Below are 24877 nucleotides of genomic sequence, written 5' to 3' on the forward strand. Positions count from 1 at the left end.
CTCAAGTATTCAAAAATAAACGAAGCAAAGCCGAACAACCCGATCATCGAAATGATCATGATCCCCAACTCTGAATTGTCCATGTTGATCTCTAGGTGAAAGGTGAGCCGGCACAATAAGGTATCTGTGGACAGGTTCGACGCAGCGATACGTTGTCTTTACCGGGTATCGGAAATTCATATGCAAAAATTACGATGACCCGGCGTGGCCCTCAGCGCTGAACGCTGACCAGCATCATCATCGGCCGCTCCCGCTCTTCGGCCAGGGCTGGTTGCGCCGCCACCTCGGCATCGCTCGGGCCCCATTCGTTGACCTGTCGGATGCTGAAACCTGCGCCAATCAGCGTATTCAGCAACGTGCCTATCGTGCGGTGCTGTTTGATCACGCCTTCGGCCAACCAGTTGGTCACCCGCTCGCCTTCCCGTTGATAACTGTCCAGCGGCCAGCGCTTGTTCCCTTCGCTATCAATCAGCCAGCCCGGATTGCGCGGTGCCATGAAGATTGGGTGTTCGATGGAAAATACGAAACGTGAACCGGGTTTCAGGGCCTCATGGATTTTGGCAAACAGACCCGGAAGATCCTTGATGTAGTGCAACGCCAGGGAGCTGTAGGCGAGGTCGAAACTGGCTGCGGGCAGGTCGAGTTGTTCCAGATCGGCGCGGGCGTATTGGATGTTGTCCGCTGACGTGGTTTTGCGCGCCTGCTCCAGCATTTTTTCCGAGACGTCCAGACCGAGCACGCTGTCGGCGCCGTGTTCACTGGCCCAGCGGCAGAACCAGCCGTAACCGCAGCCGAGGTCTACGGCCTTCAGGCCTTTCATGGGCGGCAGCATTGCTTTGAGCGCAGGCCATTCGGGCGCTGCGTCGAGACCGCTGACGGAGCGCGCCATCTGGCTGTAGCCCTGGAAAAACTCCGGGTCGTCGTAGATGTTTTGAGTCATGTTTGGAAGGCTCTGTTGAGATCGTTCACGGGCGGCACTTGATGTGCGGCCGATTGGGTTCCCTCGGAGAGTGATGGCGCGTGTTCGTCGATGGCCGCGCAGGGGAGAGGGTGGTTGAAGATAGGGGAGATGCTAGCGGGTTGGGCGATGAGGGGAAACGGGTTGAACGTTGGGGATTTGTAAGCTCGATCCAACCGCAAACTGGCCATCCAGGATAATGCCAGGCAGTTAAGCGTGACACCGAACCTGTGGCGAGGGAGCTTGCTCCCGTCGGACTGCGCAGCAGTCCCTTTTTGGGGGCCGCTTCGCGACCCGGCGGGAGCAAGCTCCCTCGCCACAGTGATAGAGCGCTCGTGCGATCTCTTGGTGACCAATGACAGCCGGTCATGACACGCAAAGGGCGCCTCGAAAGGCGCCCGCTCTAACGTCAGAACTATTCCGCATCCATACGTCGAGCGATCACGTCCAGCACATCGCAACCGTCGCGCAAGGGCACGCAGCACAGCAACGCAAAGTCGCTGAGGATCACCGCGTCAGACGTGATGTCGCCTCGCATCGCGAGGTTTTCAAGCAGCTGCGTCACGGCCCGAATTCTGTAACTGGCGGTGCTGAGCAGTGAATGCAGCGGTTGGGTGGTGTTGACGTAGAGCGAGGGAAGGTCGTCGGCGTTGCTGGTTAAAGCCATGTATTCGTTCATGAGTGATTACCATGTTAGAGGAAGATCTACCACTCAATCGTCGCCAAACAATAGGGTGGTAGCTGTACGCGGGTTGGCGAACCGGACCATGGTAAAACCGGCAGACCCGAAGGTCTCCCACGCACAGCCACCAAAAAAAAGAGGCAGCCGAGTGCGTTCAAAAGCACTCCGAGAAATACTCGGAGGCTTCTGTACCATGGCATCGAGTCGCCAAACCCGATACGCCAGTTTTGGCGCGGGTCGACTATAGACTTCATGGTAAAAACACTGCAATGCGCAAGTCTACGGACAATTCCCACCGTAGTGTAGGACCTTGCCTTTTTGAAAGTCGGCTTCGCTCGAAGCCCCGAAAGATGGGCAATCGGTACTGAATTTGGCCGCGACCGAGACCATTAATAGATTGAGAGAAATGATGCGAGAAAGCTTGAGGCAAAAGATGATCGAGGTCTGCAACAAGAAAATGGAGCAGAAGGGGCCGACTGTCGGACTCTCGTTCTACGCTTTCTTTGCAAACAAAAATGATGATCCCGTGCTTTTAATGGAAGCCGCCCAATGGTGGATCGCTGAGCACAAACTCGACCATTTTGAAAAGGCCGCAAAAATAAAGCAGATGGTAGAGCGGAAAGACTAGGAGCACTGGCGCAGTCTGTCCCGTCCTGGCAATGATTTACGCCTGTACGCAGATTTCTGCCACATCCTCAGCAGGAAAAATCACCTGAATCCCACCCAGAAAAAAACCGGCTATCAAGGACCGGTTTTTTGTCAGGGCTGCACGTCAGGCAACACCCGCAAGCAAACTTTCGTAAGGTATCCGCAACCCGTCGTGTAGACGTTTGATCATCGACAAGCTCAGTTTGCGCTTGCGGTTCAGCACTTCGGATACGCGCCCGCTCGTCCCAATGAAGGGTTCCAGGTCGCGAGGGGTCAGCCCTTGCTGTTCCATACGAAATTTAATGGCCTCAATCGGATCGGAGGGCGGCATTGGGTAATGCTCGTCTTCGTACTTTTCGATGAGCAGCGCCAGAATTTCCAGCTCATCACCTTCAGGCGAACCAATGTCTGCCCCCCACAGTTGCTCTATACGAGTAAATGCAGCGGTCAGATCTTCCTGGCTGCGAATCGGTTTAATGTCCATTACACGGTCTCCGCGTTGATCTGATCATATTGGGCGTGGGTGCCGACGAATCGTATGAAACCAAGCTGTCGCAGATAGTCGATTGCCAGAATCACTCGATATTTGTTGCCGTCGATGTTGAATACAACCCTGCCACCCTTGAGGATGTTCGCCGTTCTCAGCTCCGCCTTGACCTCTTGCGGCGTGCGATAAATGGCTTTTCACCGTGCCATGCCGCAATGCTTCGCAAGGGGTTTGAAACCGACTTGCAATGATGAAATCTGTTAATGAGGCAAGAAAAACGCTAACAAAACATCACTTTTGCGCGAAAACGCTAATTTCCGCCCTGAAACACAAAACCCCACCCACAAAAAAACCGGCCATCAAGGCCGGTTTTTTCTTTACCTGCATCCCCCGTCAAAAAACAACGTGAGACAAAAATTCGATTGGAGCGGGTGAAGGGAATCGAACCCTCGTTATCAGCTTGGGAAGCTGGAGTAATGCCATTATACGACACCCGCTCAGAGCGGCTGACTTTGTACCAGATGTGCGCGTGGAAATGAAGTTTTTCTTTGCGCAGGATAGCTTTGGCGCAGGTGACACAAGACATCAGACCGCGTGACGGTCGTTCGCGGGCAAGCCTCGCGCCTACAGGAATGCGTTCAACACTGTAGGGCGAAGCTTGCTCGCGATGACGCTGTTTCAGATGGCCAATGCATGTTGGTCCTGGACGTAGTGGTAACGCGGTCGGCTGGTGTGTTGTGCCGGTTTCAGGAAGCCCATCAGTGCATCGCGGCTGTCTCGGCAGGCGGCTTTGTGTTCCATGTCGAGAAAGTGGCCGGTGGCCTGCAGGGTGCTGAAGGTGGCGTCTTGCACGTGGTTGGCGAACAACCGGGCGCCATCGGCGGCGGTGTATTCGTCCCATTCGCCGTTCATGAACAGCACTGGCACGTTGATTTTCTCTGCCGCTTTGAGAAAGCACTGGCGGTCGCTATGTAGCAGGTCGCTGATGTGGAAGTGCATCTGCCCGTATTCATGCTCGGCGAGCGAGCTGACGTGGCGATAGTTGAAACGCTTGAACAACGTCGGCAGGTGTTTGCCGATAGTGCTGTTCACCAGGTTGCCGACCCGATCTCCATCCCGACTGCCGAGGTAATCAATGCCGCGCTCGAGGTAATCGAGCATGTGCGCGTTTATCTCCGGGGAGAACGAGCTGATCACGGCTTTTTCGATGCGCCGTGGCTGTTGGGCCAGGGCGACCAGGGTCGCGGCGCCACCCCAGGAAAACGACAGCACGTGTTCGGCGGCGAAGTGGTCGATCAGCTCCAGGAGGATCTGCCCTTCGACTTCCTTGGTCAGCAATTTCTCATGCAGGTTGTGGGCTTTTGACTTGCCCGCGTAGGGCTGGTCGTAGCAGACCACATTGAACTGCGGGTGAAGGTTTTTCACGGTTTGTGCAAACGACGCAGTCGTGGCCATCGAGCCGTTGACCAGAATTATGGTCTTCTCTGCGGCGTCTGCGCGATAGAACTCCGTGTAAACCCGATACTGACCCTGTATATCCAGCACAGCGATTTCTGGCCTCATGTCATAAGACTCCAAGCAAGCGGGTATGCGCGCAAATGAGATTGCACGAGCTTTGTGACAGGTAGGCATACGCCTTGAATTTGGAGGCCCATGTCGATCCAGTGCAGTCCGGTCGACGGGTATTGTTATTGGCGGGCAGTCTGCCGGTCTGAGGCGGAACCTGAGGGTTCTCTAACCGGCAAAAAGTTTCTTAGAAGTATGTTGTGACTCGTCGGTCACATTTCGGCCGACGTCCTGATTCAAGCAGGGGTCACGTCATCGCGCAAGTGTCATTCGTAAATTGTTCGACAACTTCTGCTGAGCGGTAGGCTGCTTAGATCAAATGGATCTCTTCGGTGCGCAATGCTCGGTACTCGCCCGGTTTCAGCGCATTATCGAGCACCAGCGGGCCCATGCTTTCGCGGTGCAGGCGCAGCACTTTGTTGTCGAAGTGGCCGAACATCCGCTTCACCTGATGGTACCGGCCCTCGACGATGCTCAGTCGCGCCGCTTTCGGCCCGAGTACGATCAGCTCGGCCGGTTGCGTGGTGAGGTCTTCGAACGCGAAGTACAGACCCTCGGCAAATTTCAATGCGTATTGCGGGCCAATCTCCTGCTCGGTCTCGACGTAATAGACCTTCGGCAGTTTGGTCTGCGGCTGAGTCAGGCGCCGCGACCAGCTGCCGTCGTTGGTGATCAGCATCAGGCCGGTGGTGTTGAAATCCAGGCGACCGGCGATGTGCAGGTCATCGCTGTCCGGCTCATGGATCAGGTCGAGTACGGTCGGATGCTCCGGGTCGCGGGTGGCGCTGACGCAGCCGGGCGGTTTGTGCAGCATGAAGTAGCGTGCGGGCTTGCCGACTTGCAGGACTTCCCCGTCGACCTCGACACGGCTGAACTCGAGCACTTCGGCATGCGGGTCGCTGACGATTTTTCCGTCAACCTGAACGCGCTTTTCCACCAGCAACAGGCGTACCTGCTTACGGTTGAAGCGCGGCAGGTTGCTGAGGAAACGGTCAACGCGCATGGCTGGGGATCGGTTGGAAAGGGGCCGCGTATCTTACGTGATCGGCCGGGCGGCTGCTTACAACTGCGCCTCGACCTCGGCGCAGCGCGGGCACAGGCAGGATTTGTCGCGCAGTTCGGCTGGCAGCGCTTCAAGCACAGCGGGGTCGATACTGACGCCAAAGCACCAGCACGCCTGATCGACGGTGCGCGGGTCGGCCAGGGTGCAGGCGTTGGCGGCGCCGCAGGCGGGGCATTGGTCTGGCTTGTTCATGCAGGACTATTCATAGCTGGAGTGAGGCAATTCCACGCAGGTTCGGTTACGGCCGGCCTGTTTGGCCCGGTACATCGCATGATCGGCCCGGGAGAGCAGGGTGTGCAAGGTTTCATCGACTTGCAAGGTGGTGAGGCCGATGCTGACGGTCAACTGCAGTTCCTTGCCGTCGTAGGCATAACGCTGTTGTTCGACATGTTGACGAATTTTCTCGGCGATCATCAGACCGGTCTCACCGTCGGTGTCCTTGAGCAGCACGATGAACTCTTCGCCACCCCAGCGGCAGACGATGTCGGAGTGTCGCAGGCAACTCTCCAGATCCCGCGCGAAACCGATCAGCACCTGATCGCCGGCCAGGTGGCCGTAGGTGTCGTTCAAAGCCTTGAAATGATCCAGGTCCAGCAACATCGCGGTCAGCGGCTTGGGCTCGCGCCGGGCTTCGAGCATGGCCTGCGCCGCCAGCAGGTCGAAGCCACGACGATTCGGCAGTTCGGTCAGGCTGTCGAGCGTCGCTTGTGCCTGGATCTTGCCTTGGTAGCGCTTGATCACACGGTTGAGCAGCAACAGCACGATCAGCGTGACAAGCAGACAAATCAGCAGATTGAGGTACAGCGACTGGCGGATTTCACTGAGGGCGCCGTCCTCGCGCTTGTCGACAAACAGGTACCAGTTCAGCTCGGGAATGAACCGCACGTTGAGGAAATGGCCCTGGCCCTGGACGGAATATTCATAGCTGCCGCTGTGGGGTTTTGGCAGCTGACTGACCAGGTCCTTCATGTAATCGAGGTCGCCGAGCTTCTGGCCGATGTGCGCGCCTTGCGGGCCACCCTCGGCGCCCGTCAGCACCAGGCGGCCGAAGTTGTCGACGAAGTACACGCTGCGCTGGTAACGCTGCTGGTATTTGTCGATCAGCTTGATCACCGCATCGACCGTCAGGCCAACGCCGGCAGCGCCGATGAAACGGTTGTTGTAGTCATAAACCTTGTAGTTGATGAAGAAGGTCAGGTTGTCTTTGTTGGCGAGGTCCGGGTCGACATTGATCTCGTAGGGATCGGCCATGTCGCGGACACGGAAATACCAGGCATCGCGAGGTTCCGTGGACTTGACCTGTTTGAGCACGCCTTTGGCGTGGTAGTAGGTGAGGCTGGTGTTGGAGACAAAAAATGCCGTGTAGGCGCCGTAGTGGGTCATGACCTCGTTGAGGTAGCGAGTCATTTTCTCGGCGTCTTGCTCGCCGTTGACCACCCAGTCACGCATGAAGGTGTCGCGGGACATCATCGAGGAAATCAGGATCGGTCTGACAAGGTCTTTCTGGATTTCCGAGTAGACCGTGTCCGAGGTCAGCGGCAGCTCGGTGTTGACGATGCTGTCACGGATGGACGCTCGCGAGGCGTAGTAACTGAGCAAAGAGGTCGCGAGAAAGCCTGCGCCCAACAACGCGATGAGCGTCAGGACCAACGAACGTTGCGAATACAGCGGCGAGTGAAGCGGCATGGCGATTCCGTCGGCAGTGACCCAATGGCAGGCATTCTAATGGCACTGCGGGGAAAATAACTGCTCTATGTGCAGCGCGAATGATTGTCCACACACGCCTCCTGCGGGAGCTTGATCATTCCCACGCTCCGCGTGGGAATGCATCCTGTGACGCTTGCGATGGGACGCGGAGCGTCCCGGGCGGCATTCCCACACAGAGCGTGGGAACGATCATTTGGCGAGGTAAGCACGCCATCCGCCTAAATGGCTGATATTGGCGGCCCCCTCCAACCCATACGCTTCACAGATAAACCCGCTCTCCCAACGCCCGTCCGCCAGTTGCACCTTGCCCAACCCCAGCGGCGCCGGAATCGCCGTCAGAAAAGAGCCCAGTTCACTGCTCGGCAATTCCCAAACCTCCACCGCAATCGCCACGCCGCCATCCTTCACCCGCACCATCCCCGGACGAAACGGCGGACCGCCGGCCAACGCATACAGCTGATAATCCGGCGAACTGTAAGTCGTCTCAACCAACCGAGCCCCGCGTCGCTTCAGTTGCCAATTCAACGCCAACCCATCCAGATGCGCGCCACAGACCACCAGTCGTGCGCGATCATGGCGGGCGACAGTCGTCGGTGCAGGCTCAGCCGAGCGGCGCTGCAAAGCATCCGCCACCCCCAACAAATACTGATCGGTAAACGCCCGGCCAAACACGGTCACACCCCAGGGCAAACCATTGCCCATGAAGCCGCTGGGCACGGCGACGGCCGCGTAATCGAGCAGGTTCATGAAGTTGGTGTAGTAACCCAGTTCCGAATTGCGCAGGACCGGTTCGGCGTCCAGTTCCGCCGATGTGACGGGGCGGCCGATGGTGGGCGTGACGACACAATCAAGATTTTCCAGCGCCTTGTCGCACAACGCCTTCAAGGCTTGCAGCCGATATTGGGCCCGGAACGCCTGCACGCCCGTCACCGCCGGCGCCTTGGCCAGCACCGCGCGAATCACCGGCAAAACGGCTTCGGGATTCTGCTCCATCAACTCGCCGGCTACGCTGTAACGCTCGGCCACCCACGGGCCTTCATAGAGCAAACGCGCCGCTTCGAGGAAAGGCGACAGATCCAGTTCCACAGCTGTACCGCCCAGCGCCTTGAGCCGATCAATGGCATCACCGAACAACAACGGGCCTTCAGGGCAGCCGAAGAATTCCAGGTCCTGCGCACGCGGGACGCCGAAACGGAACGGACGCGGCGTACCGAATGCCGACCCGTCATTCCACAGCGGGTTGCTGCGGCTGTATTCATCTCGCGGATCGAGGTGCGCGGTCAGCGCCAACAACTGGCTGGCCTCCCGAGCCGTTGCGGTGAACGTCGTCACGCAATCGAGCGTGCGACAGGCCGGCACCACACCCGCCGTGGAGATAAGCCCTTTGGTGGCTTTCAATCCCACCAGATTGTTCAACGCCGCCGGCACACGTCCCGATCCTGCCGTGTCCGTACCCAACGAAAAACTCGCCACGCCCAGCGCCACCGCCAGCGACGAGCCGGCGCTGGAACCGCCCGACGGATACTCCGGCAGCACGCTGTTCGGGCACGCGCCATAAGGCGAGCGACTACCGTTCAACCCGGTTGCGAACTGATCAAGGTTGGTCTTGCCCAGCGGAATCGCGCCCAGCGCCAGCAACTGCTCGACGATGGTCGCCGAACGCTGCGGCACATAGGCAAACGCCGGGCACGCGGCGGTGGTGGGAATGCCCGCCAGGTCGATGTTGTCCTTGATCGCGAAGGGCACGCCGTACAGCGGCAGGCTGTCGAGGTCGCCACCGTCGAGCGCGGCGAGGTACGGTTCCAGTTCCTCGACACTGAGCAAGTGGATGAACAGGTGATAATCCGGGTTCAGCGCTGCGGCTTTGTCACGCAGACCCAGCAGCAATTGACGGGGCGTGATGTTGCCGACGCGATAAGCGCTACGCAGGGCGTCGAGTTGCAGATTGATATTCATGGCGTCATTCCTTTTTCAAAATGGGTTCAGTCGAGTTCCAGCACCACGACGCGCTGTCCGGCGCGCACCGCCGAACCCGGTTGCACGCGGACCTCGCGCACCACCCCGGCCATGGGTGCGAGCAGCGGAATTTCCATCTTCATCGACTCCAGAATCACCAGCACATCACCGGCGGCGACCCGGCTTCCGGTCTGGACCTGAACCTGCCAGAGGTTGCCGGCGATGTGGCTGTCGACGCTCATTTCATTGCTGGCGAGTGGTGCGTCTTCGGTAGCTTCGGGGGCCGGTTCCTCGCTGTCGAAATGCGCCTGGCCGCTGGCGATCCAGCGCTCGCGTTCGGCGTTGAACGCGCCTTTTTGCTGATCGCGAAACGCCGCGATGGTATCGGCCTCTTTCGTCAGGAAGGCCTGGTAATCCGCGAGGTTCAACTGACTGTGTTCGATGTTCAAATCGAAGCGCCCGAGCGGGAAGTCCCGACGGATGCGCAGCAGTTCCTCGGCGCTCACCGGGTAGAAGCGGATCTGATCGAAAAAGCGTAGCAGCCACGGTTTGCCGTCGAACGCGGCGACTTCGCGATAACGGTTCCACATCTGCAACGTGCGACCGACAAACTGATAACCGCCGGGGCCTTCCATGCCGTACACGCACATGTAGGCGCCACCGATGCCCACCGAGTTTTCCGCCGTCCAGGTGCGCGCGGGGTTGTACTTAGTGGTGACCAGGCGATGGCGCGGGTCGAGTGGGGTGGCGACCGGTGCGCCGAGGTAAACGTCGCCCAGGCCCATCACCAGATAGCTGGCGTCGAACACCGTGCGCTGCACTTCGTCGAGGTTCGGCAGGTCGTTGATGCGACGGATGAACTCCAGATTGCTCGGGCACCACGGTGCGTCTTTGCGCACGGTGGTCATGTATTTTTCGATCGCCAACTGACAGGCCGGGTCGTCCCAGGACAGCGGCAGATGCACGATGCGCGACGGCACTTGCAGGTCCCGGGCGGCGCACACGGCATCCCATTCACCGGCGACAATGCCGAGCAGGTCGGCCAGCGGCAGTTGTTCGGGTTGGTAGTGGATTTGCAGCGAGCGAATGCCCGGTGTGAGGTCGATGACACCATGCAGGGGTTTGCTTTCCAGGGCTTGCATGAGGGCGTGGGCGCGGAAGCGCAGGACCAGGTCAAGTTCAGGTGCGCCGATCTCAAGGAGCAGGTGCGTATCCCCCGACAACCTCGCCACAAGTCGCGTATCGCCCTGACCCAAAGCCAACACCACAGGCGACACAATCCCTTGTAGGAGTGAGCCTGCTCGCGATAGCGGTGTGTCAGTCACATCAACGTTGGCTGTACCGCCGCCATCGCGAGCAGGCTCACTCCTGCAGGGGGTATTCCATTTCAGGGCGAGGTTGCGGGCGGTTTTTAGATCGACCGGGAGGAACTGGACTTTGTCCCCGGCCTTCAGTTGCCCAAGCTGCCAAAGGTCCGCCTCAATCACCGTCACCGGGCAGACAAACCCGCCCAGGCTCGGACCATCCGGCCCCAAAATCACCGGCATGTCCCCGGTGAAATCCACCGCACCAATGGCATACGGATTGTCATGGATGTTCGATGGATGCAGCCCCGCTTCACCCCCATCGGGCCGAACCCATTCAGGCTTCGGCCCGATCAATCGCACGCCGGTGCGACTGGAGTTGAAGTGCACTTCCCACTGGGTCGCGAAGAAGGTGCCGATGTAGTGCTCAGTGAAATATTCCGGTGCACCGTGAGGGCCATAGATCACCCGGATCTGCCGCACGGCAGGTAACTCGGTGACGTGGTCCAGTTGTTGACCGACGCGGCTGTCGATCAAGGCAGGCACATGCAACACATCGCCCGCCCGCAACGCACGACCACCATGTCCACCAAACTGTCCGAGGGTGAAGGTGCTTTTGCTGCCCAGATAATCCGGCACTTGCAGGCCACCGCGCAGGCTCAGATAGCTGCGAGCGCCGGCCCCGGCAATCGTGCCGAGGCTCAGCGTAGCGCCCGCTGGAATCAGCAGCGCCGTGTTCATCGCGACGGTTTCACCGTTCAACGTCAGCGGGATGACGGCCCCGGTCACCGCCACCACGGCCTCGCAGTTGAAGCGCAGCAACGGCCCGCTCATGGTGATTTCCAGCGCCGCGGCGCCTTCGTCATTACCCAGCAGAAGATTGCCCAGACGCAACGCGCGACTGTCCATCGGCCCCGACGGCGGTACGCCTACCGCCCAATAACCGAGACGGCCGGGATAGTCCTGAACGCTGGTCTGAGTCCCGGCGCTGAGCACTTCAAAGGTGTTGGCCTGATACACCAGGCCTTCCAGGCAACGGGTCCACGGCTGGCCGCTGGCGAACGGCGCATCGAGCAGAATTTGCCGCAGGTAATCGCGGTTGGTTTCCACGCCGTACAGCAGGCTGTCACCCAGCGCCTGATGCAGATCCGCAGCGGCCTCTTCACGGGTCGGCGCCCAGCAGATGACCTTGGCGATCATCGGGTCGAAGTACGGCGGGATCTCGCAACCGGCTTCGATCCAGGTGTCGATGCGCAGGTGTTTGCCGTCGGCAGCAGGGAAGTTCACGGCGGTCAGCAAACCTGGGCTCGGCTGGAAATCACGACCCGGATCTTCAGCATACAGCCGCGCCTGAATCGCATGACCGTCGGCTTTCAAGCCCTGACTCAAGTCGCTCAATGGCGGCAAATCACCGGCTGCCAGTTCCACCATCCAGCGCACCAGGTCCACGCCCCACACTTGTTCAGTGACGCCGTGCTCCACCTGCAAGCGGGTGTTCACTTCCAAGAAGTAGAAACGCTGATCTTGGCTGTCGAAGACAAATTCCACGGTGCCGGCGCTGCGGTAATTCACCGCTTTCGCCAGTTTGATCGCCGCCGCGCAGAGTTCTTCAGCCATGCCATCGGGCAAGTTCGGCGCGGGAGTCTCTTCGAGGACTTTTTGATTGCGGCGCTGCACCGAGCAGTCGCGCACGCCGAGGGCAATCACGTCGCCGCGACCGTCGCCGAACACCTGGACTTCCAGGTGGCGGGCGCGCTGGATGTACTTCTCGATGAACACGCCGGCGTCGCTGAAATTGTTCTGGCCGAGGCGTTTGACCGCTTCGAAGGATTCACTCAACTCGGCCGCGCTGCGGCACACGCGCATGCCGATGCCGCCACCGCCCGCCGTGCTTTTGAGCATCACCGGGTAGCCGACCTGGTCGCCGGCAATCAGCGCCGCGTCGAGGCTGTCGAGCAGTTCGGTGCCTTCGAGCATCGGCACGCCGTGTTGCTTGGCCAGGGCTCGCGCGGTGTGTTTGAGGCCGAACACGCGCAGTTGCTCCGGCGTCGGGCCGATGAAAGCGATGTCGGCGGCTTCGCACGCTTCAGCAAACGCAGCGTTTTCCGAGAGAAAACCGTAGCCGGGGTGAATCGCCGTGGCGCCCGAGGCTTTGGCGATGGCGAGGATTTTGTCGACGGCCAGATAGGTGCCGGCGGCGGCGCCTTCCCCGAGGCTGTGGGCTTCATCGGCCTGCAGGATGTGCAGGCTCGCGGCATCCGCTTCGGAGTAAACGGCAACGCCCTTGACCTGCACGTCTCGCAGGGTGCGCAGGATGCGGCAGGCAATGGCGCCACGGTTGGCAATCAGGACTTTTTCGAACATGGCATAGACCCCGGAGGGGATGCGGGCCGTCCCGCAGTTTTTCGATGAGCGCCGGGGTCGTCCCCGACGGCAGAATCACTAACCTTGAAAACACCACTGAACCCCTGTGGGAGCGAGCCTGCTCGCGATAGCGGTGTGTCAGTCAACATCGATGTTGAATGTGCTGACGCCATCGCGAGCAGGCTCGCTCCCACATTTGGATTGAGGTGTTCTTACTTTTTGAGGCACTGCCCGGAACGGGCCTGGCACAGGGCGAACAACCACCGCCGCAACCGCGCGAATTTCAGTTCCATACCAAAAGCTCCGCAGGGGTCGGGTTGTAGGCGTTGCACGGATTGTTCAGTTGCGGGCAGTTGGAGATCAGCACGATCACGTCCATTTCGGCGCGCAGGTCGACGTATTTGCCCGGTGCCGAGATGCCGTCTTCAAAGGTCAGCCCGCCGTCGGCGGTGACCGGCACGTTCATGAAGAAGTTGATGTTCGGTCCGATGTCACCTTTGCCCAGTCGCCCGTCATGCACGCAGGCGCGCAGGTAGTTGTCGCGGCAACTGTGCATGTAGCGTTTCTCCAAGGCGTAACGCACGGTGTTGCTCTCTTGCGCGCAGGCGCCGCCGAGGGTGTCGTGACGCCCGCAGGTGTCGGCGACGATGGTCAGCATCGGTTTGCCGAGGTTGGAATAAAGCACGCTGCCGGTGCTCAGGTAGACGCTGTTCTGCCGGCGCAACGTGCGCTGCACGTCATAACGTTCCTTCGGATTGGCCACGCTGTAGAACAAGGTGTCGACGGCCTGATTACCTTCCAGGTCGAGGATGCGCAGGGTCTGGCCGGCCTTGACCTCCATCAGCCACGGTTCGCCGGCCGGGATGGTGGCGCGGTAGACCGCGGTTTCAGGCGACTGTTGAGCGGTAGCGATTGCAAGTGACATGGCAGCGATCCTCAGGCGAACAAACGGTCGGTGTTGATGAAGCCGCGCTCGTTTTCCGGGCGCGAGGTGCGGCAGTGTTCGGCGACGCTGGCGTCGGCGTTCATCCAGCTGAGCTTCAGGGGTTTGGGGGCGTAGTCCGGCGACGGGTCCATCGGATGCTGCAACGCGGTGAGCACCACCAGGGTGTCCATCGGCGCGTACAACTCGATGTAATCGCCGGCCTTCGAGTTGCCTTCGACAAAGTGGAAACGCCCGGCTTCATCGACGTTGACGCGGCTGAACAGGTTGAGGGTCATCAACAGATCCGACAGGCCCAATCCCCACTTGCCCAGTTCCACCAACAGGTTGTCGGTGCCGTTGCGGAAGAATCCGTTGCGCAGTTCCTGATAACGGCCGGCGCCGTATTTTTCCGCGACTTCTTCAGCGCAGAGCACGCCGCCGAGGCTGTCACTCCAGCCACAGGTGTCGGCGGTGATAGCGGCGAGCACGCGGCCCATGTCCGAGTAGAGGCAATGGCCGCGGGTGAGCTTGGCGGTGTGTTGGCATTTGAGGCTGTCGGGCAGGTTCAGGCGTTCGGTTTTTTCATTGGCATTGAGCAGCGTCAGGCTGACGTTGGCGCCGCCCCGCAGGTCGGTCAGGCGCAGCAGCTGGCCGCGTTTCAACACGAACGAACGATGGCCGCCGCCAGGGAGCATTTCTTCGGCGAAGGGCGGGAACAGTTGGGTCGAATCAGTCATTTCAAAATTCCTCTAAGCGATACGAAGCGTGCCCGCCAGCGCAGCCGGCAAGGCATCGACGGCGGCGCGGTTGACGCGGCGGTCGCTGTTCAAAGGGATGTCGTAAGTGATGCGCGCGCCATAGGCACCGGGGGCGTGCGGGTCGACGCGGACCTTGTCGAACACCAGCAAACGAGTGCCGAGGCTGAAACCTTCGGACAGGTCATGGGTGACCATGAACACCGTCAGTTGCGTCTCGCGCCACAGCTCCAGCAGCAAGGCGTGCATGTCTTTGCGGATGCCCGGATCGAGCGCGCCAAACGGTTCGTCGAGCAGCAACACGCGGGGTTTCATGATCAGCGCCTGGGCGATGGCCAGCCGTTGTTGCATGCCGCCGGACAGCTGCGCCGGGTACTTGTCCAGCGAATGGCCGAGGCCGACCTTGTGCAGCAGCGCCGAGGCCTGTTCGCGGGCGTCTTTTTTTGCACTGCCGAACAAGCGCCCGAGCAAGGGCGAGCGCGGCAGTTCGAGGCCGAGGGCGACGTTATCGAGCACGGTCAGATGCGGGAACACCGAGTAACGCTGGAACACCACGCCACGGCTGGAGTCCGGTTCGCCGGCCAGCGCCTGACCGTCCAGCAGAATCTCGCCGCGACTGGCGCGTTCCTGGCCGAGCAACAGGCGCAGGAAGGTCGACTTGCCGCAACCCGACGCGCCGACCAAGGTGCAGAATTCACCTTCGTTGACGTTCAGGTTCAGGCCTTCGAGCACGACTTGGTCGGCGTATTGCTGCCAGACGTTTTTTACCGTGATGAAGCTCATGCGCGGGCTCCTTCATACCAAGGGAACGCGCGTTGGGTCAGGCGTTTGAGGCCCCAATCCATCAACCAGGCGAGCAGGGTGATCCACACCACGTAAGGCAGAATCACGTCCATCGCCAGGTAGCGGCGCACCAGAAAAATCCGATAGCCGAGGCCGTCGGTGGAGGCGATGGCTTCAGCGGCGATCAGAAACAGCCACGCCGAGCCGAGCATCAAACGCAGCGAGATCAGCAGCCGTGGCAACAGTTGTGGCAGCACCACGCGCAGCATCAATGTCCAGGTCGACGCGCCGAGGGTCTGGGCCTTGATCAGCAACTCGACCGGAATCTCCCGGGCGCGCTGTTCCAGATCACGGGCCAGGCATGGGGTGATGCCGATCACGATCAGCATCACTTTCGACAATTCCCCCAGCCCGAAGACGATGAACAGAATCGGCAGGATTGCCAGTGGCGGCACCATCGACAACACCGTCAGCAACGGCGACAACGGCGCGCCGAACAGTGGCAACGTTCCGGCGGCGATGCCCAGGCACAGCCCGGCCAGCGCACTGATGCCGAGGCCGATGGCCAGGCGGCGCAGGCTGGACGCGGTGTCTTGCCACAACAGGTATTCACCGGTGCGGGTGTCGGCAGTGAACGCCAGGCGTTTCACCGCGTCGGTCATCTGCACGGCGCTCGGCAATAGCTTGTCATTGGGGTTATCCGTCAGCCGCTCGGCCGAGCCCATGAAGTAGGCGAACAGCACCAGGGCGAACGGCAGGATCACCAATAGCAGACGACTCGGGCGATCCGGGTGGCGATTGATCAGGCGCATGGCCAGTCCTCCGGTTTACAGCTTGGCGTCAGCGGCCATCTGCACGTAGGTCGGGTCGAAGCGCAGCTTGAGGTTGGTCTTGTCGCCGCTGGTCACGCCATTGGCGAAGGCCATGCCGACGGCGCTGGTGTCTTTGGCGCCTTCACCCAGCAAGCCGTGCTGGAACGAAAACTCGGCGACCTTGCGCATGGTTTCCGGCAATTGCTTGCTGGTGGAGAAGTCCAGGGCTTCCTTGGGCGTGGCGAACAATTTGGTGGTGTCGAGTTGCGACTGGAAACCGGCCAGGTCGGTGCCCGAAGCTTTGGCCATGTGTTCGAGTGCGACCTTGCTGGCGGCGTTTTTCGCGTTCATCAACGCGACCACTTCGAACCAGGCGCCAGTCAGGGCTTTGCCCAGGGCCGGGTTGTCTTTGAGGGTGGCGCTGTTGACCACCATCATGTCCATGATTTCGCCGGGGATCTGGCTGGAGTTGAAGACTTCGGTCACCCCGGGCTTGGCCTTGATGTCCGACAGCATCGGGTTCCAGGTGGTGACGGCGTTGACCTGATCGGTGTTGAAGGCGGCCGAGATATCGGCGTCCGAGGTGTTGACCACTTTCAGGTCTTTCTCGGTGAGGTCGACCGAATCCAGCGCCCGGGCCAGCAGGTAGTGCGACACCGACAGTTCGACCAGATTGACGTCCATGCCCTTGAGGTCGGCGACCTTCTTGCCGTCGCCTTTGAGCACGATGCCATCGTTGCCGTTGGAGAAGTCGCTGACGATCAGCGCGGTGCTGTCGACGCCACCGGCCGCCGGAATGGTCAGCGCATCCATGTTGGTCATGGTGCAACCGTCAAACTGGCCGGCGGTGTATTGGTTGATGGATTCGACGTAGTCGTTGAGCTGCACCACATCGATTTTGATGCCGTACTTCTTCGCCCATTTGTCGACGATGCCTTGGCTGCCGGCGTATTCCCAAGGCATCCAGCCGGCGTAGATGGTCCAGCAGACGCTGAAGTGGTCTTTTTGAGCGGCGTGGGACGGGAGGCTCACGAGGGCTGCGAAGGCAGCGGCGAGCAGGGCGGGTAAACGAAGCTTGAGCATGGGTGGTTCTCCAGTTGATCAAGGGCGGGCAGGAGTCAACGCGGCACCGCGAACGGTGGCTTGTCTCCCGGGCTTTTGTCCCGCCGTGTAACCTCAACTGGAGGTCGCCAACTCTCGGACCAGCCACTCGCCTTAGCGAGCCGGAACCCTAGTCAGCCATTGCAAATTGTGGTGCCGCGAACCTTGTGATGACTCCTGCACGGGTTTGCTAAAGCGAGAGCCGTGCCAAGTTGGCTTGAGGGCTCTAGGGTAGGGGATTGCGCGATGAGCGCGTGGGGCAGGCGAGGCGGTGCTGCCTTGTGATGGTGCGCGGGTGCACCGCTATGGGACGTCGTGGCCGCTGATCTGAAGGTCCGCACCCTTCGGCACTCGCCCCGGCATTGCCAGTCAAATGGATGTCAGCCGGCCTGTTGCGGCTGTGGGTCTTTCAGGAGGCCGCCATGTTTCGTCGACTGTTGTTCGGTATGGTTCTCGGTTTTGGGCTATCCGGCTGCTATTACTACGCCGGTGGTTACGATGTGTATTCCGCGCCTTATTACTACCCCGGCTATTCTCCCTATTCCTACTATTACGGCCCACGTTATTACTACGGCCCGCGCTTCTATGGGGGCTATCGCTACTACTATTGGGGCGGGCACGGGCCACGTCATTACGGCGGTGGATACCGCGGTGGCCACCATTAATCAGCGGGTGAATAGATGAAAAACCTTTCATCGGCTACTTGTTTCAATCTGTTTCAGGGACGCACCAGATTTGGAAAACGATGTCTGATCTTTCGACAGTCACCGAATAATTGACTGTCGCCTGCCAGCGTCGCTGGTATGGCTCACTCGCGGTCCAGGAGGCCGCCATGCTCTGTCGAAAACAGCTCCACCGAATTCTTCTGATTGCAGTATTGGGATTGTCTCTTGGTGCGTGCGTGCCCTATTCCGATGGAGGAGGCAGCTACTACCGTTCCGATGTCTATACCTCGCCAGCGCCCGCCTATTATTCCGGTGGCGGACCTTACTATTCAGGTGGCGGCGGTTACTACACGCAGCCGCGCCGCTACTACGCGCCACCGGCGCGGTATTACCAGCCAACGCCGCGGTATTACCACCAGCCGCGGGTTTATCAACCGGCCCCTCGTTATTACCAGTCGCAACGGGGCGATTACCGGGCCCATGGTTGGGACGGGCGGAACCGCGGCGGTTGGAGCAATGACAACCGTGGCCATGGCGGACGCAACAATCACGGTGGGAGAGGCGACCATAACGGTCGCGGCGATCACGATGGCCGAGGTGGCCGTCGTTAACCTCATCAACTAAACGCGATACCTGTGGGAGCGAGCCTGCTCGCGAAGGTGGTAGGTCAGGCGACATCAATGTCGACTGACACGCCCCCTTCGCGAGCAGGCTCGCTCCCACATTTTTTAGTATTCCGACAGATCGGCCAACGGATGCCGACCTTCCCAGACTTTATGAAAGTGCGCCTCTACCACCGCATCCGGCACGTTATTGATGTCAGGCCAGTGCCAGTGCGGCTTCTGGTCCTTATCAATCAACCGCGCCCGAACCCCCTCGCTGAACTCCGGATGACGGCAGCAGTTGAGGCTGATCGTGTATTCCATCTGAAAGACCTGCGCCAATGACATGTGCCGGGCGCGGGCGATCTGTTCCCACACCAGATGAGCGGTCAGGGGCGAACCTTCGGTCATGGTCTTCGCCGCTCGACTTAACAGCAGATCCGAATGGTCGCGCAGAGCGCTGATGGCTTTCCAGGCGCAGCGCACATCGCTGATATCCAGCAGTTCATCGATTTGCTGGCGTCGAGGCAGCCACTGCGCGGCGGGCATTTGCACTACGGCTTCCTGCTGCAAGGCCTTGAGCAGACTATTGAGCTGCATTGGCGTCTGTTCCTGCCAATTCAATTGCAGCAAGCCTTCGATCAGTTCTTCTTGCTGTTCATCGAGCAGGAAACGGTCGGCGAGGCCCAGGTCGATCGCATCACGACTGTTCATATGCGCGCCGGTCAGCCCCAGAAACAGCCCGAGCTTGCCGGGCAGGCGTGACAGAAACCAACTGGCGCCAACGTCCGGATACAGACCGATACTGATCTCCGGCATCGCCAGGCGGCTGCTCGGCGTGACAATCCGGATGCTTGCGCCTTGCAGCAACCCCATGCCACCGCCCAGCACATAACCATGGCCCCAGCAGATCAGCGGTTTGGGGTAGGTATGCAGATTGAAGTCCAGGCGATATTCCGCAGCAAAGAAGTGCGCGGCCAACGGCGGCACTTCACCGGGGTGAGCGCGGCAGGCTTCGACCAGACTGCGCACTTCGCCGCCGGCGCAAAAAGCCTTGGCGCCGTTACCGCGCAGCAGAACGCAGACGATTTGCGGATCCTTGGCCCACGCGTCCATCTGATCGCGCAGGGCATTGATCATCGGCAAGGAGAGGGCGTTGAGCGACTTTTCGGCATCCAGGCTGGCGATGCCAATGCGCGCACCGTCGGTGCCGGTGAGTTCTTCGAAGTGCAGATTCATCGTGACCTCGATAGTGAAATTGAGCGTTCAGTATGATCGCTGTACAGGAAAGTGCCGGATCTGCGTCAGATCAATTGACAAGTGTGGTGGGCTTTCCTAGGGTTCGCCCCATTGTTTTTGCCGGATGTAACCATGACTGCTGATGACCGTATCAAACTCGAACCGGGCTGGAAGGAGGCACTACGTGCCGAATTCGACCAGCCCTACATGGCAGAGTTGCGTAATTTCCTGCAGCAGGAGCGCGCGGCGGGCAAGGAGATTTATCCTCCGGGCCCAATGATTTTCAACGCCCTTAACTCCACGCCGCTGGACAAGGTCAAGGTCGTCATCCTCGGTCAGGACCCGTATCACGGCCCGGGACAGGCCCACGGGCTGTGCTTCTCGGTGCAACCGGGTGTGCCGGCGCCACCGTCGCTGGTAAACATCTATAAAGAGTTGAAACGCGACCTGAACATCGACATCCCCAACCACGGCTATCTGCAGAGCTGGGCTGATCAAGGCGTGTTGATGCTCAACACCACCATGACGGTCGAGCGCGCCAACGCCAATGCGCACAAGGACAAGGGCTGGCAGTTTTTCACGGATCGAATTATTGAAGTGGTCAGTCAACAGCAACCACATCTGGTGTTCATGCTGTGGGGCGCGCATGCCCAGAGCAAACAGAAACTCATCGATGCCACCAAGCACCTGGTGCTGACGTCGGTGCACCCGTCACCGCTGTCCGCTTATCGCGGTTTTCTGGGATGCGGGCATTTCAGCCGGACCAACAAGTTTCTTGAACAGAATGGCGAAACGCCGATTGAGTGGCGGTTGCCGTCAGTCTAAAAGCTTCGCGGGCAAGCCTCGCTCCTACAGGTCCTGCGCGAATCTGTAGGAGCGAGGCTTGCCGCGAAGAAGGCGACTCGGTCCTCAGTCTGACTCAGGCTCGCGATTCCAATACCTGAACAACGGCTCCGCCAGAAACAACACAAACAACAACCGCATCACCTGCATCGCCGTCACCAGCGGGACGGACAGTTGCAAGGTCTCCGCCGTCAGGCTCATCTCCGCAATGCCGCCAGGCATCATGCCCAGCGTCAGCGAACGCAGATCCAGATGCGTCAGCGCACTCAAGCCCAGTGCCGCCGCCGTAGCGATCAGCATGGTCAAAATCGTGCCGACCAAGGTCCGTCCCATAAAAGAGGGCGCCCGGCGGAAAAACTGCCGATTGAAATGACAGCCCAGGCCGCTGCCGATCAGCCATTGGCCGATCTGGCTCCCGCCATGGGGCAAGCCGATGTGCAAATCCCAACCGATGCTCACCGTTGCACTGACCAGCAACGGCCCGAACAGCCACGGATTGGGTTGACGAAGACGTTCCCAGAGCCAGGCCGCCAAGGCGCCCGCCGGGAAAAGAAGCGCCAGCCACCACCAATTGACGGCGGAGGGATGAAAAATCGGTGTGCCGCTGCCCAGCAAATACTTGAAGGCTGCCGGCACGCAAAGCACGACGACCAGCACTCGCAGACTTTGCCCAGCCGCGACTCGACTCAGCACCGCGCCATTGCGCGCGCCGAGGTTGACCATCTCCCCGGAGCCACCCGGCATGCTGGAAAAGAACGCGGTAGCGCGATCCTCCCCGGTGCGTCGCATCAACCAGACCCCGACCACGGCGGACAGGCTGGTGATCAACGCACCGAAGAAAATCAGGCCGAAGTGACTCAACACCTGCTCCATCACCACTGGGGTGAAATGCAGGCCGATGCCGATCCCGACGATCCATTGGCCGCACTTGCGGCCACCAGGGATTTCCGCCAATTGCCAGGGTGTCAGGCAGCGCACCAGGATGATCGCCAGCAACGAGCCAACCATCCACGGCAGCGGCCAGCCGACCAGACTGGCCAGGTAACCGCCCAGCGCGCCGACCAGCGGCGTACCCCACCAGGCGTTGAAAGGTGTTCGATCAGACATCGGCGATGGCGCGACGAGCAACCGAGCGTTTGCGCCAGATCCGCAGGATCGGCATCAGCAGCATGATCGCGGTCAGTACCCAGACACCGAAAGTGATCGGGCTCGACCAGAGGATCTCCAGCGCACCGTTGGAGATCGACAGCGCACGGCGCAGGTTTTGCTCCATCAAGCCACCGAGGATGAAGCCCAGCAGCACGGGCGACAACGGGAAGTCCAGCTTGCGCAGGATGTAACCGAAGATGCCGATGCCGATCATCAGGAACAGGTCGAAGGTGGTGGCGTGCACCGCGTAGACGCCGATCCCGGTAATGATCGCGATCACCGGCACCAGCGCCCAGTTCGGCACGGCGAGGATGCGGGTGAAGATGCGGATCATCGGGATATTGAGGATCACCAGCATGACGTTGGCGACGAACAACGAGGCGATCAGGCCCCAGACGATGTCAGGTTGTTGCTGGAACAACAGCGGGCCGGGCGTGATGTTGTACAGCGACAGCGCGCCGATCATCACTGCTGTGGTCCCCGAACCTGGAACGCCGAGGGTCAGCATGGGCACCAGCGCACCGCAGGCTGCACCGCCGATGGCGGTTTCCGGGGCGGCGAGGCCGCGCATGTCACCTTGGCCGAAGGTGCCCTTGGCGCCGGCGATACGCTTCTCGGTCATGTAGGCCACGGCGCTCGCGAGGGTCGCGCCCGCACCCGGCAACACGCCCATGATGAAACCCAGCAAGCCGCAACGGATGTTCACCATGAACACCGCCGAAGCTTCCTTGACGTTGAACATCATTCGGCCGGTCGCTTTCACCGCTTCCTGACCGCGATGGGTCTTCTCCAGCAGCAGGAGGATTTCGCTGATGGAGAACAGGCCCAGCACCAGCACCACGAACTGAATGCCGTCAGTCAGATGGATGTTGTCTCCAGTGAAACGGTACACGCCGCTGTTGGCATCGATCCCGACGCACGACAGAAACAGACCGATGAGCGCGGCAATGAACGTTTTCAGCGGACGATCACCGGCCATGCCGCCGAGACAGACAATCGCAAACACCATCAGCACGAAATATTCTGCCGGACCGAAGGCAATCGCCCATTTCGCCAGCAACGGCGCGAACAGCACCATGCCGCACGTGGCGATGAACGCACCGATGAACGAACTCCATGCCGACAACGACAGGGCCACACCGGCCATGCCTTTGCGTGCCATCGGATAACCGTCGAGGGTGGTCATGACAGTGGACGCTTCGCCCGGAATGTTCAGCAGGATCGAGCTGATCCGGCCGCCGTATTCACAGCCCAGGTAAACCGCCGCCAACAGGATCAAAGCCGACTCCGGTGGCAGGCCCAGGGCGAACGCGATCGGGATCAACAACGCCACGCCATTGATCGGGCCCAGGCCGGGCAACAGGCCGACCACGGTGCCGATCAGGGTGCCGCAGAGTGCGGTCACCAGGTTATACGGGGTCAGCGCGACGCCGAAGCCCTGACCCAAATAGCCAAGAGTATCCATATCAGTTCTCCAGAACGTCGAGTACGCCCAAAGGCAGTGGCACGTCCATCAACTTGTCGAACAGCAGGTAAAGACCGATGGCCATCAGGCTGATGATCACCGCGCTCGGTAGCCAGCGGCCGCCATACAGGCGAGCCATGGGGACGCCGATCAGGATGCTGGCGACGATGAAACCCAGGGGTTCGAAGGTGCCGGCGAACACCAGCAACAGCACCACACAGATGCCGATCTTGATCAGCGTTTCGCGGTCCAGTTTCGGGTCATCGTCGCTGTGGATGATCGGCGTCGGCCGAAACACCATGTACAGCAGGCCGAGCCCCATCAAACCGAGCATCAGTAGCGGAAACGCGCGAGGGCCCACCGGTTCGTAGGAAAAAGCCGCCTGGTACGGCCAGGCCATCAGTGCCAGGCCAACACAGGCCAGCAACAGCACCGAAGCAAAAATGCGTTGTAAGAGCATGGGAAACTCCTGTGCCACGGCCCCGCAAGTCGGGGCCGCAGCCGCTAGACAGAGGCGATCACTGGATCAGGCCGAACTCTTTGGCCAGCACTTTGTAGTCCGCAACCTGCTTCTTCACGTAGGTGTCCAGCTCCGGGCCGGTCATGGCGAACGGGAAGAGTTCACGCTGATCGCGCAGCTTGGCGAAGTCTTCGGACGCCAGCAGTTTGTCGAAGGCGTCTTTCCACCAGGCGTAGTCTTCGTCGCTGACCTTAGGCCCGAGGTAGAAACCGCGAACCACTGGCCAGACGATGTCGTAGCCTTGCTCCTTGGCGGTCGGGATGTCTTTCATTTCCGGCTCGTCCAGGCGCTTCTCGGAGAACACGGCGAGCAAGCGCATGTCACCGCTCTGGATGTGCGGCATGGAGTCGGAGATGTCGGTGCTGCCGACCTGGATGTGGCCGCCGAGCAGGGCGGTGGCGATTTCACCGCCGCCTTCAAGGGCGACGTAACGCAGGTCACGCGGGTTGATCCCGGCAGCCTTCGCAATCAGCGCGGTTTGCATCCAGTCCTGGCTGCCGACGGTGCCGCCGGAGCCGATCACCACTTTGCTCGGATCTTTCTTCAGTGCTTGCACGAGATCGTCGAGGGTCTTGTAAGGCGAATCGCTTTTTACTGCGATGGCGCCATAGCTGGTGCCGACGGCGGCGAGCCAGCGAACGTTGGTTTCATCGAACCGACCGAACTTGCCCTGGGCCAGGTTCAGCAGAGAACCGCTGGACCACGCCACCAGCGTGCCGGCGTCGGCCGGACGTTGAGCAACTACCGCGTTGTACGCCACCGCGCCGACACCGCCGGGCATGTAGGTCACGCGCATCGGTTTGGTCAGCAGTTTTTCGTTCACCAGCGCGCTTTGCGCCAGTTTGCAGGTCAGGTCGAAACCGCCGCCTGGCGAGGCCGGGGCGATGCATTCAGGGCGTTTTGGCTCGGCCATCAGTTGGCCGGCGAACAGCATGCAGCTGGCGGCGAGGGCGAAACGGCGCAGTGATCGATTCATTTTTGTCTCCACGGGAGTTTTTGTTTTTGGGGATGTTTCAGGTGCGGCGGGTTCGCGTCGTGCAGCCGGTAGGGGCGCTGACAAACGTGAACGAGAGGGATTGAAAAAACGGGTGGGACGGGCAAACCTGAAGCTGTCTGGCCAGCATGGTGCAGTACCTCGTTATTGTTCTTATTGGCGAAAACGCATCGAGGCGTTTTTCGGGAGCTACATTTCAAAGCACGATCGGGTGGCCTGCAGTCGAAACCATCCGTGGGGCGACTCTAACGGGCTAACCTTTCGCTAACCTTTCAGTTGGCTTTCACAG

General features: G+C 60.2%; 23 protein-coding genes, 1 tRNA gene, 1 pseudogene and 1 riboswitch. Of the genes and pseudogenes, 4 read left to right on the forward strand and 21 right to left on the reverse strand.

Going from position 1 to position 24877, the window contains the following annotated elements; translation table 11 throughout:
• Nucleotides 1–211 precede the first annotated feature (211 nt).
• Both FHL16_RS25120 and FHL16_RS25125 read right to left on the reverse strand, forming a co-directional pair.
• Nucleotides 212–940 (reverse strand): class I SAM-dependent methyltransferase, encoded by a 729-nt coding sequence (locus FHL16_RS25120; RefSeq protein ID WP_077749599.1) that lies wholly within the window; start codon nucleotides 938–940, stop codon nucleotides 212–214.
• A gap of 433 nt (nucleotides 941–1373) precedes the next feature.
• Nucleotides 1374–1637 (reverse strand): hypothetical protein, encoded by a 264-nt coding sequence (locus FHL16_RS25125; protein WP_010462435.1) that lies wholly within the window; start codon nucleotides 1635–1637, stop codon nucleotides 1374–1376.
• Nucleotides 1638–2046: 409 nt separating this feature from the next.
• Here FHL16_RS25125 and FHL16_RS25130 point away from each other — a divergent pair, with 409 nt between their 5' ends.
• Nucleotides 2047–2268 carry a DUF6500 family protein gene (locus FHL16_RS25130; protein WP_229801735.1) on the forward strand — a complete coding sequence of 74 codons (222 nt, stop codon included), beginning with the start codon at nucleotides 2047–2049 and terminating at the stop codon, nucleotides 2266–2268.
• A gap of 144 nt (nucleotides 2269–2412) precedes the next feature.
• Here FHL16_RS25130 and FHL16_RS25135 read toward each other — a convergent pair whose 3' ends face one another.
• The 14 genes and pseudogenes from FHL16_RS25135 to FHL16_RS25205 form a co-directional block, all read right to left on the reverse strand.
• Complete coding sequence (locus FHL16_RS25135; protein ID WP_077749600.1) at nucleotides 2413–2772, reverse strand: helix-turn-helix domain-containing protein; 360 nt, start codon at nucleotides 2770–2772, stop codon at nucleotides 2413–2415.
• Nucleotides 2772–2972: pseudogene (locus tag FHL16_RS25140) on the reverse strand (type II toxin-antitoxin system HigB family toxin); the annotation flags it as partial. The pseudogene FHL16_RS25140 and the gene FHL16_RS25135, both read right to left, overlap by 1 nt.
• Before the next feature lie 226 nt (nucleotides 2973–3198).
• Nucleotides 3199–3272 (reverse strand) — tRNA-Gly (locus FHL16_RS25145).
• Between the two features lie 181 nt (nucleotides 3273–3453).
• On the reverse strand, nucleotides 3454–4338 hold the full coding sequence (locus tag FHL16_RS25150; protein WP_077749602.1) for an alpha/beta fold hydrolase: 885 nt from the start codon (nucleotides 4336–4338) through the stop codon (nucleotides 3454–3456).
• A gap of 313 nt (nucleotides 4339–4651) precedes the next feature.
• Nucleotides 4652–5344 carry a pseudouridine synthase gene (locus FHL16_RS25155; RefSeq protein WP_010462322.1) on the reverse strand — a complete coding sequence of 231 codons (693 nt, stop codon included), beginning with the start codon at nucleotides 5342–5344 and terminating at the stop codon, nucleotides 4652–4654.
• A gap of 57 nt (nucleotides 5345–5401) precedes the next feature.
• Nucleotides 5402–5596, reverse strand: a complete 195-nt coding sequence (locus FHL16_RS25160; RefSeq protein ID WP_010462319.1) for a cysteine-rich CWC family protein — start codon at nucleotides 5594–5596, stop codon at nucleotides 5402–5404.
• Between the two features lie 6 nt (nucleotides 5597–5602).
• Nucleotides 5603–7090, reverse strand: coding sequence for a sensor domain-containing diguanylate cyclase (locus FHL16_RS25165; RefSeq protein WP_077749603.1), 1488 nt, complete (start codon nucleotides 7088–7090; stop codon nucleotides 5603–5605).
• A 210-nt stretch (nucleotides 7091–7300) separates the two neighbouring features.
• Nucleotides 7301–9067 (reverse strand): allophanate hydrolase, encoded by a 1767-nt coding sequence (gene atzF / locus FHL16_RS25170; protein WP_077749604.1) that lies wholly within the window; start codon nucleotides 9065–9067, stop codon nucleotides 7301–7303.
• Nucleotides 9068–9093: 26 nt separating this feature from the next.
• Nucleotides 9094–12735 (reverse strand): urea carboxylase, encoded by a 3642-nt coding sequence (gene uca, locus FHL16_RS25175; protein ID WP_077749605.1) that lies wholly within the window; start codon nucleotides 12733–12735, stop codon nucleotides 9094–9096.
• A gap of 283 nt (nucleotides 12736–13018) precedes the next feature.
• Nucleotides 13019–13660, reverse strand: coding sequence for an urea amidolyase associated protein UAAP2 (locus FHL16_RS25185; RefSeq protein WP_077749606.1), 642 nt, complete (start codon nucleotides 13658–13660; stop codon nucleotides 13019–13021).
• Nucleotides 13661–13671: 11 nt separating this feature from the next.
• Nucleotides 13672–14397: an urea amidolyase associated protein UAAP1 gene (locus FHL16_RS25190; protein ID WP_077749607.1), complete on the reverse strand. Its 726-nt coding sequence runs from the start codon at nucleotides 14395–14397 to the stop codon at nucleotides 13672–13674.
• Between the two features lie 12 nt (nucleotides 14398–14409).
• Complete coding sequence (locus FHL16_RS25195; RefSeq protein ID WP_010462305.1) at nucleotides 14410–15198, reverse strand: ABC transporter ATP-binding protein; 789 nt, start codon at nucleotides 15196–15198, stop codon at nucleotides 14410–14412.
• Entirely contained in the window at nucleotides 15195–16010 is an 816-nt protein-coding gene (locus FHL16_RS25200) for an ABC transporter permease (RefSeq protein ID WP_077749608.1), read from the reverse strand. Before FHL16_RS25200 ends, FHL16_RS25195 begins: the two co-directional genes overlap by 4 nt.
• 15 nt (nucleotides 16011–16025) lie before the next feature.
• Nucleotides 16026–17093, reverse strand: coding sequence for a putative urea ABC transporter substrate-binding protein (locus FHL16_RS25205; protein WP_010462301.1), 1068 nt, complete (start codon nucleotides 17091–17093; stop codon nucleotides 16026–16028).
• Nucleotides 17094–17155: 62 nt separating this feature from the next.
• Nucleotides 17156–17256, reverse strand: a riboswitch (guanidine-I (ykkC/yxkD leader).
• Between the two features lie 277 nt (nucleotides 17257–17533).
• On the opposite strand from FHL16_RS25205, the gene FHL16_RS25215 reads away from it, so the two are divergent.
• Nucleotides 17534–17776, forward strand: coding sequence for a hypothetical protein (locus FHL16_RS25215; RefSeq protein WP_077749609.1), 243 nt, complete (start codon nucleotides 17534–17536; stop codon nucleotides 17774–17776).
• A 167-nt stretch (nucleotides 17777–17943) separates the two neighbouring features.
• Nucleotides 17944–18387: a hypothetical protein gene (locus FHL16_RS25220; protein ID WP_077749610.1), complete on the forward strand. Its 444-nt coding sequence runs from the start codon at nucleotides 17944–17946 to the stop codon at nucleotides 18385–18387.
• A gap of 117 nt (nucleotides 18388–18504) precedes the next feature.
• On the opposite strand, the gene FHL16_RS25230 is transcribed toward FHL16_RS25220, so the two are convergent.
• Entirely contained in the window at nucleotides 18505–19617 is a 1113-nt protein-coding gene (locus FHL16_RS25230) for an enoyl-CoA hydratase/isomerase family protein (RefSeq protein ID WP_077749611.1), read from the reverse strand.
• 132 nt (nucleotides 19618–19749) lie between these two features.
• Here FHL16_RS25230 and ung point away from each other — a divergent pair, with 132 nt between their 5' ends.
• On the forward strand, nucleotides 19750–20442 hold the full coding sequence (gene ung, locus FHL16_RS25235) for a uracil-DNA glycosylase (protein ID WP_077749612.1): 693 nt from the start codon (nucleotides 19750–19752) through the stop codon (nucleotides 20440–20442).
• An 84-nt stretch (nucleotides 20443–20526) separates the two neighbouring features.
• Here ung and FHL16_RS25240 read toward each other — a convergent pair whose 3' ends face one another.
• Genes FHL16_RS25240 through FHL16_RS25255 form a run of 4 tightly spaced genes read right to left on the reverse strand, consistent with a single transcriptional unit; the run spans nucleotide 20527 to nucleotide 24570 of the window.
• Nucleotides 20527–21567, reverse strand: a complete 1041-nt coding sequence (locus FHL16_RS25240) for an AbrB family transcriptional regulator (protein WP_010462290.1) — start codon at nucleotides 21565–21567, stop codon at nucleotides 20527–20529.
• On the reverse strand, nucleotides 21560–23074 hold the full coding sequence (locus FHL16_RS25245) for a tripartite tricarboxylate transporter permease (RefSeq protein ID WP_010462289.1): 1515 nt from the start codon (nucleotides 23072–23074) through the stop codon (nucleotides 21560–21562). The genes FHL16_RS25240 and FHL16_RS25245 overlap by 8 nt, the downstream gene beginning before the upstream one ends.
• A gap of 1 nt (nucleotide 23075) precedes the next feature.
• Nucleotides 23076–23534: a tripartite tricarboxylate transporter TctB family protein gene (locus FHL16_RS25250; RefSeq protein ID WP_010462287.1), complete on the reverse strand. Its 459-nt coding sequence runs from the start codon at nucleotides 23532–23534 to the stop codon at nucleotides 23076–23078.
• 58 nt (nucleotides 23535–23592) lie between these two features.
• Nucleotides 23593–24570, reverse strand: a complete 978-nt coding sequence (locus FHL16_RS25255) for a Bug family tripartite tricarboxylate transporter substrate binding protein (protein ID WP_010462285.1) — start codon at nucleotides 24568–24570, stop codon at nucleotides 23593–23595.
• Nucleotides 24571–24877: the final 307 nt, after the last annotated feature.

This window comes from Pseudomonas sp. FSL W5-0299, from assembly GCF_005930655.1.
GTDB lineage: Bacteria > Pseudomonadota > Gammaproteobacteria > Pseudomonadales > Pseudomonadaceae > Aquipseudomonas > Aquipseudomonas mandelii.